The sequence below is a fragment of the Olleya sp. ITB9 genome (assembly GCF_001315805.1).
Classification (GTDB): domain Bacteria; phylum Bacteroidota; class Bacteroidia; order Flavobacteriales; family Flavobacteriaceae; genus Olleya; species Olleya sediminilitoris.
Genome location: NZ_BCBW01000004.1, coordinates 1 through 18,604 on the forward strand (window position 1 = coordinate 1; position 18,604 = coordinate 18,604).

13 protein-coding genes are annotated in these 18,604 nt (G+C 30.9%); 3 read left to right on the top strand and 10 right to left on the bottom strand.

The window, feature by feature from the left end; genetic code table 11:
- Nucleotides 1-17: 17 nt before the first annotated feature.
- A complete protein-coding gene (locus ITB9_RS00740) occupies nucleotides 18-314 on the bottom strand; it encodes a hypothetical protein (RefSeq protein WP_054850730.1) in 297 nt (98 codons plus the stop codon).
- Entirely contained in the window at nucleotides 301-2,442 is a 2,142-nt protein-coding gene (locus tag ITB9_RS00745) for a hypothetical protein (RefSeq protein WP_054850731.1), read from the bottom strand. The genes ITB9_RS00740 and ITB9_RS00745 overlap by 14 nt, the downstream gene beginning before the upstream one ends.
- Before the next feature lie 306 nt (nucleotides 2,443-2,748).
- On the opposite strand from ITB9_RS00745, the gene ITB9_RS00750 reads away from it, so the two are divergent.
- Nucleotides 2,749-3,372 (top strand): LysE family translocator, encoded by a 624-nt coding sequence (locus tag ITB9_RS00750; protein ID WP_054850732.1) that lies wholly within the window; start codon nucleotides 2,749-2,751, stop codon nucleotides 3,370-3,372.
- A gap of 11 nt (nucleotides 3,373-3,383) precedes the next feature.
- Here the strand turns inward: ITB9_RS00750 and ITB9_RS00755 are convergent, their stop codons facing one another.
- The 6 genes from ITB9_RS00755 to deoC all read right to left on the bottom strand — a co-directional run bounded on the left by ITB9_RS00755 (nucleotide 3,384) and on the right by deoC (nucleotide 8,968).
- The gene (locus tag ITB9_RS00755; RefSeq protein ID WP_054850733.1) at nucleotides 3,384-5,849 is read right to left on the bottom strand and encodes a DUF5686 and carboxypeptidase regulatory-like domain-containing protein; all 2,466 of its coding nucleotides are present in this window, start codon (nucleotides 5,847-5,849) and stop codon (nucleotides 3,384-3,386) included.
- A 200-nt stretch (nucleotides 5,850-6,049) separates the two neighbouring features.
- Nucleotides 6,050-6,508, bottom strand: a complete 459-nt coding sequence (smpB, locus tag ITB9_RS00760) for an SsrA-binding protein SmpB (RefSeq protein ID WP_028290411.1) — start codon at nucleotides 6,506-6,508, stop codon at nucleotides 6,050-6,052.
- A 34-nt stretch (nucleotides 6,509-6,542) separates the two neighbouring features.
- Entirely contained in the window at nucleotides 6,543-7,046 is a 504-nt protein-coding gene (locus ITB9_RS00765; RefSeq protein WP_054850734.1) for a GNAT family N-acetyltransferase, read from the bottom strand.
- Nucleotides 7,047-7,048: 2 nt separating this feature from the next.
- On the bottom strand, nucleotides 7,049-7,546 hold the full coding sequence (locus tag ITB9_RS00770; protein ID WP_054850735.1) for a histidine phosphatase family protein: 498 nt from the start codon (nucleotides 7,544-7,546) through the stop codon (nucleotides 7,049-7,051).
- 14 nt (nucleotides 7,547-7,560) lie between these two features.
- A complete protein-coding gene (deoD, locus tag ITB9_RS00775) occupies nucleotides 7,561-8,259 on the bottom strand; it encodes a purine-nucleoside phosphorylase (RefSeq protein ID WP_028290414.1) in 699 nt (232 codons plus the stop codon).
- Between the two features lie 37 nt (nucleotides 8,260-8,296).
- Nucleotides 8,297-8,968 carry a deoxyribose-phosphate aldolase gene (gene deoC / locus ITB9_RS00780; protein ID WP_054850736.1) on the bottom strand — a complete coding sequence of 224 codons (672 nt, stop codon included), beginning with the start codon at nucleotides 8,966-8,968 and terminating at the stop codon, nucleotides 8,297-8,299.
- A 175-nt stretch (nucleotides 8,969-9,143) separates the two neighbouring features.
- Here deoC and mqo point away from each other — a divergent pair, with 175 nt between their 5' ends.
- A complete protein-coding gene (gene mqo, locus ITB9_RS00785) occupies nucleotides 9,144-10,631 on the top strand; it encodes a malate dehydrogenase (quinone) (protein WP_054850737.1) in 1,488 nt (495 codons plus the stop codon).
- Between the two features lie 6 nt (nucleotides 10,632-10,637).
- Here the strand turns inward: mqo and ITB9_RS00790 are convergent, their stop codons facing one another.
- Both ITB9_RS00790 and clpB read right to left on the bottom strand, forming a co-directional pair.
- Nucleotides 10,638-12,524, bottom strand: coding sequence for a PEP/pyruvate-binding domain-containing protein (locus tag ITB9_RS00790; protein WP_054850738.1), 1,887 nt, complete (start codon nucleotides 12,522-12,524; stop codon nucleotides 10,638-10,640).
- Nucleotides 12,525-12,697: 173 nt separating this feature from the next.
- A complete protein-coding gene (clpB, locus tag ITB9_RS00800; RefSeq protein ID WP_054850740.1) occupies nucleotides 12,698-15,313 on the bottom strand; it encodes an ATP-dependent chaperone ClpB in 2,616 nt (871 codons plus the stop codon).
- Between the two features lie 470 nt (nucleotides 15,314-15,783).
- Between clpB and ITB9_RS00805 the strand changes: the two genes are divergently transcribed.
- Nucleotides 15,784-18,603: a PAS domain S-box protein gene (locus tag ITB9_RS00805; protein ID WP_054850741.1), complete on the top strand. Its 2,820-nt coding sequence runs from the start codon at nucleotides 15,784-15,786 to the stop codon at nucleotides 18,601-18,603.
- Nucleotide 18,604: the final 1 nt, after the last annotated feature.

Consider the following 18,604-nt stretch of genomic DNA (forward strand, 5'->3'; position numbering starts at 1 on the left):
TTTGTTGGGCACAGTTTTTATTCAATTTCTTCAAGTAATTCATAATCTTCCAATTCTTGATAGATACTAGAAAGTTCTGTATTTAATTGACCAATATATTCTGTACATATATGAAAATAGAGGTCTTCCTTGTCATCTTCTAACTCAAATTGAAAAGAGCCTTTTTTTAAAAATGCGATTAGATTATTAAAGACGCTTTTTACTTCATTAGGTTTGTCTTCAGTTAATTCAATTTCAAGATTCTCTTCATTTATGTTTAAAATAAGTGAAGCCTTTTCGTCTTGTCTATTTATTGTAGCTTTATGTGTTTCCATATATTTTACCTCTTTCTCCGAAAGCATTTCTCCCGCCTTCAAGTGTTTTCATACTTATTTCTTTCCAGTCTAAATCATCTTTTTCCTCAATCTTACATTTTAAATTATTTGAAAACGGATTACCTGAAAATGTGTAATATCCGTTTGCATCATGTTCTCTGTAGATTGAATTATATGGAAGAGTTCTTACCGCTATATTAGCATCATGTGTAGCTATAATTATTTTTTTGCCACTTTGAGCATGTTGTTTTAATATTGGTACAATTACATTGCTAATGTAATCATTACCCAAACTTTTTTCAGGTTCATCTACAAGATAAATCTCTTTATCTTCCATTAATTCATTATGTAGTAAAACCATTGAAGATTCACCAGTTGAAGGTGTGTATTGTTCTCCTTTAATCGTAAAATGTCTGTAAAATAAAAGTAAATCACTTATGCTTGTGATTGTGTCAGAATTGTCTAATTGTTTAAATTCATTAATTTTTTCAAAAAGTGAATTAGTATAAATGTGATTAGGAATTGTTCTTAATTTATCTGCCACAAATCTTTGTGGATTTTTATTTACTCTTTTGACTGGTTGATAATTTATATCTACAATTGAACCATTTTGAATTTTAATATTAGTTTGACAATACAAGTCACCTTTTTCATCCAAGTCACCAACATATTCAATCTTGGGTTCAATCTGTTTTGAAATTGATTGGTTTATTTTATTTAAATCTTTTTCTATTTTGATGCGGTTACTAGCATACTCTTTAAAGCCTGTCGTAATAGGTTTTTGGGGTTGTCCTGTCTTTCTTGCAATTTCTTCTACAAAGACAGTTATTATTTGATTGAAAAGTGAGATGCTTTTTAAGTCACTAAACTTTCCAAGTGATTCTGATTTTAACCTTAAACTAATTTGTCTAAGGATATGATTTAATTCGGTAATCAACTCTTCTCCGATAATTTGAGTTAGAAGTTGTTCTGAATCTATGAAATCTAAAAACTCCTCAAATTCAGAATAAAGTCTTCTTATTTCTTCGAAATCTCTTTCAGGTGATGAAGAATCTTCCTGTGTATAGTTTTTTAACTTAAGATTTCTTGAAATTCGATTTGTTTCATCAACTGAAAAATATCTTAGATAAGAACTAAGACTAGTAACATTTTTTTCTGTTACACTTCTTAATCGTCTTAACTCATCGTAACAATTGTCAATTCCAAATACAGTTGACTCTGAATCATATTCTCTTCCTTTCAAATCATATACTTCTTCAAGTTTCTGGGCATTGGATTCATATACTTTATTTTCAAATCCAATATCATTGTAGTGTTTTGAAATGGACTTAAGAATCTCCGATTTCCCTGTTCCTTTTGACCCAAAAAGAACATTTATATCATTGTATATATCCAGTTCTATTAATTCTGCAATCCCAAAAACGTTTAGTTGTAGTGGTTCGGGTGTTTTCTTTTCTAAAATGGTATTAATTGTAGCGTTATCTTTTTCTAACAATAAGCAGAATTGCTCAAAAGATTCAACAGGTAAGCGAAGGTCAGGTAAGGATTTGGAAATTTCTTGATATTCATCCCAATCTTGAACGTCTGAACCATAGATAGAATTATGACCATGACTAATGAAAATTCCAGCAGAAATAGCATTTGATGCTTCTTTCAGAACCCTTGTCTCGTTTTTAACTAAGCCAACTAACTTTTCAACTCCTTCGTCAAGTAAATTAGGTGCTTTTCCGAAATAATGAGCTATATAAATTGGTTCATAATTATCAAATGAAGCTACTGTATCTTCAATCGAAATAGTGAAGTTGTCAGCTGTTTTATCTATTAATAATTCAGTTACTTTATCGTTAAATTCATTTACATATTTGGGATTTGGAATTACGATTAAATGTGCTCTACGATCATTTTCCATAATGTCCAATTCAATACCTGGCCAAATCTGACAAGTGTCTTCAACTTTGTTTTTTATCTCCTCATATTGTTCAATGTCAAAGTGGTTATGATTTGTTATTGCTAAAATTTTGACATCTGTTAATCTAATTATTTCGTCAAACTTTTCAGTACTAACGTTTCTACTTTCAGCATCACCTTGTTTGCATTTTTTTGTATGTGTATGGATGTCAATTTTCATTCTTAGATTGTCGTATTCTTAAATTGTGCCCAACTGGTTATATGACAACTAATATAGTTGTTTTTGGGGTTATATTTCCCGTTATGACAACTTTTAGTAACTTATATCTAATAAGTTTTATTTTATTATAGTTGTATAATTAAAAGCTAAGTTACAATATTGCACTTGCAAGTACAATACGTATAACTACGTATTTTTTAGATAGTTTTTATTTTGTGTTTTGAAATGTACCTTTATTATTAAAAACTGTTAAGAGTTGGCTAAATAAGACAGGCATTTTGTTTCTTTGTTTTATAAAATAAAAACATGAATTTTTTTATCTGCTTAATTTTGGGTTTTTGTATAGCTGCTTTAGGGAGTATTACGCCTAGTTTTTTAAATTTAACTGTAGTAAAGTATAGTTTAAAAAATGGTAAAAAATCTACATTTTATTTAATAGCTGGTTATGCTACGGTGTTATTTTTTCAAGCCAATTTAGGTGCTTATCTTGCTAATATTTTAATGAAAAACTCTGAGTATATTACCTTGATACAAAAAATAGGTACTAGTATACTTTTTTTGTTATCTATTAATTTTTTTAGGATTTATTTTACTCCTAAAAAGGAGGTTAAGGAAAAAGAAATCCCTAAATCTAAATCTTATTTTTATGGTATTTTAATGTCTTTATTAAACATGATGGCTATACCGTTTTACTTTACTTTTATATCATTGTTAATAGGTTTTAAGTATTTTGAATACAATATGTTTAATGCTTTTTATTTTTCGATAGGCTCTACCATAGGTTCTTTTACATTATACACGATTTATGCTATTGTAGCTAAAAATATTGAGCATAAGCTGACTTATATAGCAACTAAAATGGATTTTATTTTAGGTTGTTTAACAGGTATTGTTGGTATAGGTAACGCTATCTATTTATTTACTAAATAATTTTTTAGGTATTAAAAGCTAAAGCCAAATAAAAACGTATCGTTTACTAATCCGCTACCTTGGTAAGCACGTACATAATCTACGCGTAAAAAGCGCATTTTTCCCCAACCTAAATTACTTAATCCAAGCGAATACTCGGTGTATGGTTTATTTGTTTTTGTTGCTGCAGCGTTAAATCCAGCGACAAGATTAAAGTTAAGTTTATTTATTAACGGAATTTTATTAAGTATATAGCCTTTAAAATTGTGTTCGGCATGTATTTCGGCGTAAGCCTTATTAGTACTTAATGCATAGTAAGGTAATATTTTAAAATTATTAATATAGTTACCATCCATAACAACATTGGTTTGGTTACCACTAAAATGGTGATAGTCTATAAACGCAATGTTGTCTGCGTTATTAAACACACCTCCTTTGGCTAAATAGGTTAAATCTCCTTTATTACCTAAGTTGATGTTTTGATACAACATGGCTTTATATTGGTCAAAATTGTAGTTGGCGTTATTGCTGCCAAAGCCTTTCTCGTAACCTAAATATAGGGTTGGTATTTTACTGTTAGGAATGTTGTATTTACCAAATGGGTAACTCATGTAGTTTTGTCCAAAATTAATACGTGTGTTGACGTTTAACTTCATGATGTTGTGCGTATCAAAAGCATTGATTCCTGCAGTTGTGGGATCAAGCGGATTATTACTAGTATAATCTCTGTCGCTTTTTGGGTACCAAGCTTGGTCTGTGGTATTATTTAAAGGTTTACGGTTATTGTAACTTAGGTCTGAATATAAATATAAACCGTTTAATAACTCTTGATTATAATTTAATTGCGCAAAACTACGGTCGTAAATTTTAAGGTAGTTTTTTTCGGTATATAAAGAGTAAGAGGTGTTTAACAATGCTAAACTTGATAAATTAGGGTTAAATTGTTCTACTTTACTACCTCCTGATAAGGATATAAACGCTCGGTTTTTACGGTTAAACCTATAGTTAATTTGTCCAGTAGCTCTTAGTCGGTTATCAGAGTGGCCATAATTGATGGATGACGATGTATTAAAATATTTTTGATTGTCCTCAAAACGTTTAGTGTAGTTAGCAGTAAGGGTTCCGTTCCAACCTTGAACGGTATTAAACGCTAATTTGCTAATAGGAGAGGAGATATTGAAATAAGTCTTTTTGTAGCTATTACTATAGCTGTAACCACCTAAAATATCACCAAATTTAAACTTGTTGTTTACTTGATCAACCGAGTCTAAATAGGGTTTAGACTCTCTTACCAATTGGATGCTATCACGACGTACATAGTCATTGGCTTCTATTGATGTTAATGGCACAGGACGCTTAGTCTCCCAAAATAACGAATCCTTTTTGTTTGCGTTATCTTCAAAACTTAAGATTTCTCTTGAAAAGGTCTTGCTATCAAAATTAGGATTAAGCTCGTAATCACTATAAGCAGCCGTAAAACGACCATCACCATTAAACCCGAAAATCCCGAATTGAAAATCAAATAACTGTGTTGTTTTTACCCACAATTTTTCGGTGTTATAATACGTAAACGATTGTTTAATTTTAAATAGGTCTACTGCAGGTATTTGTGCTTGTTGACCTGTTAACGTTACCTCTGTACCAAACAAACTCCATTGGTCTTCAACAATGTAAATAAATCCTCCAAAAGCTTTGTCGTTTTTTCGTTTAGGTAGTAATTCAATTTTATTAATTAGGTTGCCTAAGTCATCATAAAAAGTACCAACCAATTTATAATTATAATAGTTAAACGCAAAATCTGAAATAGGTGAGACAATCTCACTTCCCAATTCAAAGGTGTTTTGGTAAAAATTAAATTCGACATCAGTCGCAGTATTAAAACTAAAACCATTACTATCACCACTTACTTTAGACGCTACAATGGTTTCTTTAATAGGTTTAGGTGCTTGGTATTCTAGTTTGCTAATCGTTTCAGACAAATACACTATACCAGTTCTGGTACTATCTAAAGCACCATCTAAGTCTCCAACTTCTTGACCAAAAACAGATTCTGGTACATCTACCATTTTAAGTAACCCTCTAGAGTAAAACTGAGCTTTAAACGATTTAAGTTTTTTTAAGTTCTCTTTACGTTTAGCAATAGTTTGTCTAATGATGTTATTAGCAGGATTTTCATCCGAATTTATAACAACCTCATCTAAGTTTATGTCTTCTTCTTTTAATGTAACATCTAGTACAAACGGAAACTTTGTGATGGTTAGCTTTTGCTTTAAAGTTTTGTAGCCTAAGTACTGAAACGTAATGGTGTAATCACCAGTTTTGGTAATGTCTAACACATAGTTACCATCATTATTTGTAGTAGTACCTGTGTAGGTGTTTTCTATAAAAATGTTTACAACCGCTAAAGGATTGTTATTGTTAGAGGTTACTGTACCTGTTATTTGCCCGAAAGCAAAATGACTAGCTAATGTAAATAAAGCGATTAAAGTGTGTTTCATTATAAGTTGGTTGTTTATTTATATAGACGCACATTTATATAAAATGGTTGCCTAGCACCAAACATAAAACTTATAAAAATTGAATATTGTTATAGAAACTATAAAATTTATAATTTTAAATAATTAGCAATCAATGGTTTTATTTATTTTGAAATGAAATTTAACCGTCTAATTATTTGTAAAAATGAAGTGTTGTGTCACTAATTAAATGACTTTTTAATTCTAGCTAAGTCACGTTTGTTATCTCTATCCTTGATTGTCTCGCGCTTATCGTATAACTTTTTACCTTTAGCTAAAGCAATATCTAGTTTAGCTAAACCTTTGTCGTTTAAAAATAAACGTAAAGGAATAATGGTTAAACCAGAGGTGTTAACCTCTTTAAGTAATTTTTTAAGTTCGCGTTTGTTAAGTAGTAATTTACGTTCGGCTTTTGGTCTATGGTTATAGTAGTTACCATAGGCATACTCTTGAATATTCATGTTAATAACAAACAATTCGCCTTGCTCATTAAACTCGCAAAAAGATTCGGCAATAGAGGCTTGGCTGTTTCTAATAGATTTAATTTCGGTTCCTGTTAAAACTATTCCAGCAGTATATTTGTCTAAAATTTCATATTGAAATTTAGCCTTTTTGTTAAGTATGTTTATCTTTTTTTGCATCCTTGCAAAGCTAATAAATTAGAAGTTAAAGTAATTATAATTGTTTAGTCATTTTATACATGCCTCTTAAATTAGGGTGTATTAAATCAAAATCTAATGCATAGGCTTCTGTAATTATAAACCCCATTTTTTTATAAAACTGTAACGCTTGTGTTTGGGTGTCCATAGCTTCTAGCCAAATGGTTTTAGATAGTTTTTGTTTGGCTATAGTTATAGCTAAAGTCATAACCTTTTTACCTAAACCTTGTCCTTGATAGTCTTGGTCTAAATATAACCTGTGTAGCTTAGTCGTTTTTTTAATAGGTTGATGTACTAATCTTAAAATACCAATAGTTGAGTTATTAAATTGAATAAAATAGTAATTAGAATGTGCTAGTTGTAACTCTTCTTTTAAATTATCTTTATTGTATTGACTATTAATATACCAATTGCAATCCTGATTTACCCAAAGCTGTTGGTAAGCAGGAGGATAAATACGAAGCATTAAAGCATATAAATTAGCATGCTTAGCTAATGTAACAGGTTGTAAATTTAACATTACTATTTATTATCAATAAGTGTGTCATTTATTTTGCCATTAGTAATGGTTACTTTAAATAAATTACTATTAACAGTGTCATTAATGGCTTTGTATTTATCTTGTTTGATGATGGCATTTACAAAGCTTGGTGTGGTATTGCTATGACCAACCACTAATACCGTTTTTCCGGTTGTATTCTTTTTAAATTCTTGACTATAAAGTTGATTAGCATTATAAAACTTTAGTTTAATATTTTGCTTATTAGCAGTTGGCTGTGCGGTTTGAATAGTACGCTTGTAGTTTGTGGTATAAATCGCATCAAAATTAATAGCGTTAAAAGTATTACTCCATTTAATAGCACGTTGTTGACCTTTAAGATTTAAATCAGGGTTTTTGTTTAAACTATCAGTACGCTCTTTTTCGGCATGCCTTATCAGGTAATACGTTGTCGTCTTTTTTGTTTGTTTTTTACAAGAAAAACTTAAGCAAATTAACGTTAGTATTAATAATTTTTTCATGGGTGTTTTGGGTTTTAGGCTAACTCTAAAGCAATATTTATCATGTCTTTAAAAGTAGTTTCTCGTTCTTTACTAGTGGTTTTTTCTCCAGTCACTAACGAGTCTGATATTGTACAAATGGTTAATGCATTAACATTGTGTTTTGCTGCAACAGTATATAAACCTGCAGTTTCCATCTCTACACAAAGTACACCAAATTTACTCCACTTTTTGTAAGATTCAAAATCGTCTGCATAAAACTCGTCAGAAGTAAAAACATTTCCAGCTTTTATAGCAATATTTTTAGCTTTGGCAGTCTCTACAGCTTTTTGGAATAATTCAAAGCTTGCAGTAGGAGCATAGTCAGCACCACCAAACCTAAGTTCGTTAACACCAGAATTTGAAGAAGCAGCCATAGCTAAAACCACGTCTCTAATTTTAATATGCTTTTGGTATGATCCAGCACTACCAACGCGAATTAAGTTTTTGACTCCAAATTGAGTAATTAGCTCATGTGCATAGATAGAAATACTAGGTACACCCATTCCTGTTCCCATCACAGAGATTGGTTTACCTTGATATGTCCCAGTATAACCTAACATGCCTCTAACTTGATTAAAACAAACAGGATTGTCAAAAAAAGTTTCGGCAATCCATTTGGCACGTAAAGGGTCACCTGGTAATAATATAGTTTCTGCAACATCGCCTTTTTGGGCTCCAATATGTATGCTCATAGTTTTTTGTTTAAAAATGAAATGATTAGTGTCGTGGTTAATAGCTTTTTTCTCCGGAATATTTGCCTGTCACTATAGCTATTCCGTTAGATGTACCTATACGTTCTACACCAAGATTAATGTACTGTAAAGCGGTTTTAGTATCTCTAATACCACCAGACGCTTTAATTTTTGTGTTAGAGTTTTTTATCGCGTCCTTCATTAGTTTTACATGATGTATAGTTGCACCTGCTGTACCAAAACCAGTAGACGTTTTAATAAAGTCAGCACCAGCTTTTATAGCTAATTGACTAGCTTTTGTGACTTCTTGATCTGTTAAATAACAGGTTTCTAAAATAACCTTTAAGACTTGATTAGGTAATTGGTCTTTTACAGCTTTAATGTCGTTATAAACCGCGTCAAATGCTTCGCTTTTGAGTAGGCCTATGTTTATAACCATGTCAATTTCGTCTGCACCATCTTTAATAGCCTGTTTAGTTTCTTCAACTTTAGCTTTAGTACTCATAGCACCTAACGGAAATCCAATGACACTACAGACTTTTGTATTACTGTTTTTAATTTCGGCTTTAGCCAGAGATACATAACAACTATTAACACATACAGAAAAAAAATCGTGTGTTACAGCCTCTTTACATAATTTGATTATATCAAATTTTGTAGCAGTAGCCTTTAATATAGTGTGATCTATGTATTTATTTAGGATATTCATTGGTATAAAAAATTAGTATATAAAGTTACGGGTTTTAATGATAAGATATGCTCCTGCTGTAAAATCGCTTAACAAACTTTTTTTACAATGATAATGGTCAGTTTTTACTTTTTTCTTTCATTTAAAATTAATTTATCAAATGACTTATTTATATTTAAACAAAAAATACAAATAGATGAGCAATTTTAAACTAGACACTACACAAGACTATGATTTAATATGTGTTGGAGGCGGAATAATGAGTGCTACTTTAGCACTAATGACCAAAATCTTAAAACCAGATTTAAAAGTGTTAATTGTCGAGCGTTTAAATGAGGTTGCTCAAGAAAGCTCTGCAGCTTGGAATAATGCAGGAACAGGACATTCTGCTTTATGCGAATTGAATTATTGTCCAGAAAAAGACGGTCAAGTTATTATTGAAAAAGCAATTAAAATATGTCAACAGTTTGAAGAGTCAAAACAGTTCTGGAGCTATTTGGCAGATCAAGGTTTATTAACTAATCCAAATAGTTTTATAGCTGCCGTACCACACCATAGTTGGGTGTTAGGACAAGAAAATGCTAGGTATCTGGAACAACGTTATAATACCATGAAACATCATTTTATGTTTGATACCATTCAGTTTACTAAAGACAAAAGTAAAATGAAAGAATGGTTTCCTTTAATCATGCAAAATAGGGAAGACGATGAGGTGATGGCAGCTTCAAGAATAGATAGAGGTACAGAGGTTAATTATGGTGCTTTAACAAAAACGTTATTTGATATTTTAGAGACTAAATATAATACACCTGTGCATTGTAATATGGAGGTTAAAGATATAGACCCAAGTCCTGATATTGACTGGACTGTTGAGGTTGAAAATTTAGAAACTAAAGAAAAATTTAACTTAGAGTCTAAACATGTGTTTATTGGAGCAGGAGGCGGAAGCTTGTTATTGTTACAAAAGGTAGAAATTGAAGAGAAGGAAGGTTATGGCGGTTTTCCTATTAGTGGAGAATGGTTAGTTTGTAAAAATGAAGCCATTATTAACCAACATAATGCAAAAGTCTATAGTAAAGCAGGTCTAGGTGATCCTCCAATGTCAACACCACACTTAGACACACGTTATATTAATGGTAAGCGCGAATTATTATTTGGACCATTCGCAGGATTTAGTCCTAAGTTTTTAAAGGAAGGGTCTAATTTTGATTTATTAAAATCGGTTAAATTTGATAATATTTCGCCATTATTAGGTGCTTTTTGGCATAATTTACCATTAACAAAATATTTAATTGAGCAGGTAACGTCATCTCATGAAGACCGTATGGACGCTTTAAGAAAGTTTGTTAAGGATGCTAAAAGTGATGATTGGGAGTTGCTAGTTGCAGGACAACGCGTGCAAATTATTAAAAAAGACGAATACGAAGGTGGTGTTTTACAATTTGGGACAGAAGTTGTAAGTAGTAAAGACGGAAGTATCACTTGTTTGTTAGGCGCCTCACCAGGAGCCTCAACTGCAACTTCTGTAATGTTACAAGTTTTAGAACAAGCATTTCCAGAAATACTTAATTCTGACAAAGGACAAGCTATAATGAAACAAATGATTCCGTTTTGGAATACAGAGGTTACTGAAAGCTTATTTAAAGAGCAGTTAGAGATAAGTAAAAAGGCATTACAACTTTAGTCATTATTAGTCATTAAAATAACGGACTTGCTTTATGTAAAGGTCTCTATTTTCTCCATCTAATTTAAACTCGATATCCAGTCCAAACTCTAAATACTTTTGTTTGGATTTGTATACGTTGTAATAATAGTGTTTTTTGATTTTTTCTAGTTGTTCAGAAAGGTTGATGATTTCGGTTTCTGACATTACTAAATTTCCGTTATTTAGGTTTGAGTGAGAAATGATTTCTACAATACGTTTTTGGTTATATAATTTGGATGACGATCCAGAATAGCAAATAATCTGGTCACAAGTTACACCAGCTTCAGGCTGTACAACACTAGCTTCGCCAACTTGTACATTTATGACGTTACCTAAATAATTTTTTCGGTATAAGTTTTTTGTAATAGCGACACCATTGGCTTTTTCGTTAGGGAAAGAGCGATGTACCAAAATACCCATTGCAATACTGTTTTGATCGATATTAAAATAATCACGTTCTAAAAAAGCACGTTGGTACCATAAGCTAGACCATACTTTTTTTATAGCTTTTTCTATGGTTTTCTTTTTGTGTCCAATAATTCCTGTTTTAGAGTCGTATAATCCAGCACCAGAAAAACCGACAATATCTTCTGCATTTGTAGAGCTTCTAAAGCGTAGTCTAGTATAGTTGCCCAAGCTTTTTGCTTTTGCTTCTATATCTTTAATTAATTTAGTTGCTATTGGTGTGTTTTTAATTCTTTTTTGTATAGCTTTTAATTGTTTTGCTAATACAGTTTTGTCTTGATTAATTTTATAATCATAAACCATTTGTTTGACCAAAGTGTCGGCTCCAGAGGTTTTTAAGTGTGCTTCGTAAAAATAAAAAGGAATAGCAAAAGCAGATTCAGGTATTTTAAACTCTTCTTTTTTAGCTAAATCATATAAGACTCCAAAGTTTGCAGCTTTTCCTCCAACAGTATTTATTGATTTTTGGTTTAAATTGTCAATATTAATTAGTGTTTTTGTGGTTGTGTTTTTTGTTAGAAATAGTGTTTTCTTTTTTTCTTTTTTAGTTTTTCTAATAAACTGCGCTTTACTAATTGGCTTGATGTAAAAGGTGTCTAAGGTGACCTCAAAAGAAACATACTTGTTTTTATATTGTTTTAAAACTTTAGATTGCATGGCTTTAGTGTAAGCAGCAATAGGTATTTGTCTGTTTTTTCCTAAAACAGAAATGTGACTTAACGGTGTTTGTAATATAGTTGTAATAACACCTGCTGTTATAGGTAGTTCTAATATAGGTTGGTTAATAACTATTATATCCTGTTTTGATATGTTCTGTTTAGTTAATTGATCTACATTAACAAATTTTAAAATGCCATAACTTTTTTGAGTACTTACAGCTTGATACGTTTGGTCTCCATATAAATCTGAAGCTGATAATGTAGGGATTTGAATCGCTGATTTTAAGTTTTCTAATCTTGCGGTATTTAAAAAGAAATTAAAGTTATTAAAATAAGTTGCTTTTTTAACAGCATTGTAAAACGTTTTAATATCATTTATTTGCATATCATCTATAGGAGACAATTCTAAACTATAAGAGTCATTGGCTAGATAGTGATTAATGTTTCCTAATAAAAAGCGTTTGTTTTTATGTTCTGCTTTGTAATTAGTGTTGTTAAATTGTTGTAAAGATTGAGAAATGTTGAGGTAACCACTACAAAATCTAAAGTGGTATTTATACACTTTACTATTTATAAAGTATAACTGTTTTGATTTAATATCATAAACGACCTTTAAAGCATCTACACGACCGTATTTTTTTGTAACAGGAGCTGTTTTAAGACTGTTAAAATCTGATTCTGATTTTAAATTGTTTTTAAAATTTACTTGACAATACGCAAGATTGGTTATAAGTAAAAATAGAATCAAAAATTGGTTTTTAAACTTTAAAGTATACAAGTCAAAAGGTTTTTTTATTAGATTCTTACAATATAAAACAAAAAAGCAACACGCCACTTATTTAAAAGTATTGTGTTGCTTTTCAACTAACCAACCATTATCAAAACGTGTTAATATTTGGTTTATTTTGCATTAACAGAACTTTATGAATGTATGTCTTCTGTTACTAAATCTCCTTGATTACGGAAGACTAGTTGTCCATCAAACTCATCTAACAAAATGATACTTTCTGTACTAACTTGACCAGATAAAATTTCTTTACTTAATTGGTTTAGTACCTCTTTTTGAATCACTCGTTTTACAGGTCTTGCTCCATATTCTGGATTAAAACCTTTATTAGCAAGATAGGTTATTGCTTGTGGAGTGGCATCAAATGTAATACCTTGTTTGGCAATCATTTTAGTGATTCCTTTTAATTGTAATCCAACAATCTCAGTAATATTATCTTGAGTCAGTGGTGTAAACATTATAATATCATCTATTCTGTTTAAAAACTCAGGTCTAACTGTTTGCTTTAATAAAGCTAAAACATCAACCTTAGCGCCTTCAATTGCTGTGTCCACATCTTTAACAGCATCAAAACGCTCTTGTATTATTTGGCTTCCCATGTTTGAAGTCATAATAATTATTGTGTTTTTAAAATCTGCAATACGTCCTTTGTTGTCTGTCAAATGGCCTTCATCTAATACTTGTAACAGAATATTAAAAGTATCAGGATGTGCTTTTTCAATTTCGTCTAAAAGTACAACAGAATATGGTTTACGTCTAACAGCTTCGGTTAATTGTCCACCTTCATCATAACCAACATATCCAGGAGGTGCACCAACTAATCTGCTTACCGCATGACGTTCTTGATACTCACTCATATCAATTCTAGTCATTGCGCCTTCATCATCAAAAAGGTATTCTGCTAAAGCTTTTGCTAATTCGGTTTTACCAACACCAGTAGTTCCTAAAAATAAAAAGGTACCGATTGGTTTGTCTGGATTTTGTAATCCAGCACGACTGCGTCTAACAGCATCACTAACAGCAGTAATAGCTTCGTTTTGACCAACAACACGTTTATGTAATTCGTCTTCAAGTTTAAGTAATTTTTCACGATCACTTTGTAGCATTTTTGTAACAGGTATACCTGTCCAGCGTGCAACAATTTCGGCTATATCTTCATAGGTTACTTCTTCTTTTATTAAAGAGTTTTCAGACTGATTGTCTTGCAAATCTTTTTGTAAAAGTTCTAGTTGCTCTTGTGCTTCTTTAATTTTACCATAACGTAACTCGGCTACTTTACCATAGTCACCATCGCGTTCTGCTTTTTCAGCTTCAAGCTTAAAGTTTTCAATATCCTGTTTTGTATTTTGGATGTTGTCAACAACTTCTTTTTCGCTTTTCCACTTGGCATTAATTTCGTTTCTTTCTTCTTTAAGATTTGCTAAATCGTTTCTTAAAGATTTAAGTTTAACTTCATCTTTTTCTCGCTTTATGGCTTCAATTTCAATTTCTAATTGCATGATTTTTCTATCCAAGACGTCTAATTCTTCTGGTTTAGAATTAATTTCCATGCGCATTTTAGAAGCAGCTTCATCCATTAAATCAATTGCTTTGTCTGGTAAAAAACGATTGGTTATATAGCGTTGAGACAGCTCTACAGCACCAATAATAGCATCATCTTTAATACGTACTTTGTGGTGAGCTTCGTATTTTTCTTTAATACCTCTTAGTATTGAAATTGCACTTTCTGTATCAGGCTCGTCGACCATTACTTTCTGGAAACGACGCTCTAAAGCCTTGTCTTTTTCAAAATATTTTTGGTACTCATCTAAAGTTGTAGCTCCAATTGCACGAAGCTCTCCACGTGCTAAAGCAGGTTTTAAAATATTAGCTGCATCCATTGCACCTTGACCACCTCCAGCACCAACAAGTGTATGGATTTCGTCAATAAATAAGACTATGTCACCTTCACTTTCTGTAACTTCTTTAATAACAGCTTTTAGACGCTCTTCAAATTCGCCTTTAAATTTAGCTCCAGCAATAAGTGCTCCCATGTCTAAAGCAAAAATTTGTTTGTCAACTAAATTTTCAGGGACATCACCATCAACAATTCTGTGCGCTAAACCTTCAGCAATTGCAGTTTTACCAGTTCCAGGTTCACCAACTAGAATAGGATTATTTTTGGTTCGTCTAGAAAGTATTTGAAGGATTCTTCTAATTTCTTCATCACGTCCAATAACAGGATCAAGTTTTCCGTCCCTTGCTAATTGGTTGAGGTTTTTTGCGTATTTGTTAAGTGAATTATAAGTGTCTTCTTGACTTTGTGAAGTCACACGATCTCCTTTTCTTAGCTCTTCAATAGCAGCTTTTAAACCTTTTTCTGTAACACTTTGGTCTTTTAGCATTTGCGCTATTTTACTATTTGATTTAAAAATAGCTAGTATAAAGTGCTCTACAGAGACGTAATCATCATTCATGGCTTTTGCTATGATTGAAGCTTCGTTTAAGGTTTTGCTAGCCTCTCTGGATAGCACTAAATCTGCACCTGTAACTTTAGCAAAACTTTCTAATTGTTTGTCTAAGGCTAATTCTAGTACATTAATATTAACATTCAATTTTTTTAAGATGAATGGTAATACGTTTTCATCAACTTCAAAAATGGCTTTAAAAAAGTGTTCATTTTCTATTTGTTGATGACCATAACTTTGTGCAATCTGTTGCGCACGTTGTATGGCTTCTTGCGATTTGATTGTATAATTATTTGGGTTCATATATTTATGTTTTTTTATTTCCGCTTTAGCGAAAACCATATTATTTAATTGTTTTACATCATCTCTATTTCAATTACCTTACCAAGTGTTTTTGTAAGACAAAATGTCTGTATTGCACTGGTTTTAAGTGACTTTTTGTCGTTTTGTTTAGGGTTTTAATAAAATTAAGCTTATATTTAATATTGTTAACCTCACTTACCTAACTAGTTTAATAATAAAATTATTTTGCTTTTATTTGTGGTGTTAATTCTCCTAAAATGATAGTTGATTAATCTTTTATGTATTAGTCAATAGTTGCCCTTAGTTTAAACTGTTATTAAATACTGTTTGAACAACTATAAATCAAATATCATGTTAGCTTAATAATGAATAACCTCAAACGAAAAACCAACCAAAGATTTATAATCTTTACTACTATTTTTTCAATAGTATTTCTCTCCTTTTTTTATATTTTAAAAAAACACGTTTTAGTGCAGCATAATGATGCCTACTTAATAAATAAATCTGGTAAACAAAGGATGTTAAGCCAGCGATTATCAAAATTAACTTTTATTGCCCATAATGACAAGAACCTTTTGCCAAGACATGTTATAAGCGATTCTATATACCAATTATCTGAAGAGCTAAAGACTTCTCATTTGTTTTTATTTAATGAATATATAAAAACAGATCATTCAGCTAAACTTGACTCATTGTTTAGTATTGTTGATAGTAATTTAAAATTATTAATTAAAGAGAGTAAAGATTTGATAAATGCTACGGTTTATAATCGTAGTAACATGGCTAAGTTTAGAGCTACTGAGTTGGCTTATTTATTTGCTATGGATGCAATTGTTAACGAATATCAAAAACGAGCAGAATCTAACTTGAAGCAAATTGAGTATAATTTTTATAAAATTAGCGGTCTATGTGTAATAATAATGATTACTGGTTTTTTCTTTTTATGGTTTCCTAATATACAACTGTTGTTGGCAAAAAATAAGGATTTAGAAATTAGTAATACTCGATTAAAAAAGACACAGTCTTTAGTTGATAAAAATTTAGAGGAATTAGAGCGATTACGATTTGATCTGGAACAAAAAGAATATTACAATCAAATATTTATTTCTCAAGCAGCCCCATCTTTAGCGATGTTAGATAAGGACATGAAATATATAGCTGTTTCTGAAAAATGGAAAAAAACGTATAATAAAAAAAATGTAGAAATAATAGGGAAATCTCATTACGACATTTTTCCAGAAATAGGAGACGACTGGAAAGCAAATCATCAAAAATGTTTAAATGGATATATTGATGTTTGTGAAGAGGCTCCTTTTGTAAGAGCAGATGGAACAGTACAATGGATATTTTGGGATGTAAGACCTTGGTATTTATCTGACGGTAAAGTTGGAGGTTTACTAATGTATACAGGTGATATTACAAAGCAAAAAGAAGAACGTTTAGCGAAAGAAAAAGTTGAACAAATCTTAAAAAGCACGAGTGAAGTTGCTAAAATTGGTACTTGGGAGTTGGATGTGAAATCTGATAAATTAACATTTAGCCCTATGGCTAAAAAGTTTCTTAAAATTAAAAGTGATAAACAGTTGTATGGCAATAGAAGCTTGTTTTTGTATAAAGATGGAGCTAGTCGTAAAAAAATAATTAAAGCCATACAGACCATAAAAAATACAGGGAAACCATTTGATTTAGAGTTGGAAGTTATAACATCTGACAGAGAACATATATGGGTGAGAGATATTGGTAAAGCAGAATTTGTAGACGGAGAATGTGTAAGAGTATTTGGAGTGGTTCAAGACATTACTTACTTGAAGCAAGCTGAAAGTAAACTGCTTAAACAAAATGAACTTTTAAATTTTGCTGAAAAAATCAATAATATAGGTCATTGGATTTTAGATACTAAATCAGATAAAATAACATGGTCTTCTAGTATGTATGATGTTTCAGGTATAGATAAAGATGTTAAAATAGATAAAAATACTTTATTAGAAATGACTCATCCTGATGATGTTGATATGTTAATAAATCATATGAAGCAAACAATGACTAACAAGTGTTTTGATGGAGAGCTTGTACATCGTATAGTGGTTTCAGATGGATCAGTTAAAACAGTTAGTGTATTAGGAAAAGTAATTAAAGATAGTAATGATGAAATATGTGAAATTATAGGTACTTGCCAAGACATTACTAAACAGCGTATGGCTGAAATTAAATTTAAAGGATTACTTGAGTCTGCTCCAGACGCCATGATAATTTTAAATGCTAATAAAAGAATACATTTAATAAATAAGCAAGCTGAAAAAATGTTTGGTTATACCTATACTGAATTATTAGATAAGAAGATTGAAATTTTAATACCAAAACGTATTGTCGGAAATTTTAAAACCTATAAGGATAATTACTTTGAGGATCCTAAGTCGATAGGGATGGGTGAAAATAAAGAATTAATAGGTGTAAATAAAAAAGGGGAAGAATTTACAGTTCAAGTTAGTTTAAGTCCAGTTGAGACAGAAGATGGGTTGCTTGTATCTGCAGCAATTAGAGATGTTACTAAACAAAAAGAAGACAAGCAAAAAATAATAAGTGCTAATAAAAATTTAGAGCATTTAGCTGATAAATTAATAGCACAAAATATGCAATTAGCTGACTTTGCCCAAATAACGTCTCATAATTTAAGAGCTCCTGTAAGTAACTTAAACTCGTTGTTGGACATGTATGATTTGTCTGTAGATCAATTAGAAAAGGAGGAAGTAATATATAATTTTAAAAAGGTAACCAGTCACTTAACACTTACCTTAAATACATTAGTACAAGCTCTTAAAGTTAAAAATGATAGAGTAAGCCAGTCAAATGTGTTTTTTGATGAGACATTATATAAAACAAAAGAGTTACTAGCTGCTCAAATTATTAAGACTAAAGCTAATATTACCTTTGATTTTTCAGAAATAAATAAAATTTCTTACAATAAGATTTATTTTGAAAGTATTTTTCTTAATTTAGTTGAAAATGCATTGAAGTACAGGTCTCAAACCCGAACACCCGAAATTCATGTATGGACAACTAAAGTTGATGGAAAGGCAGTATTACACATCCAAGATAATGGATTAGGCATAGACCTTAACAGACACAGACATAAATTATTTGGTCTGCATAAAGTTTTTCATAGACATCCTGAAGCAAAAGGAGTCGGTCTATTTATGACCAAATTACATGTGGAAGCATTAGGTGGTAAGATTACTGCTGAAAGTGTTGTTAATGAAGGATCAACCTTCATCATTAATTTTAATAAATAAA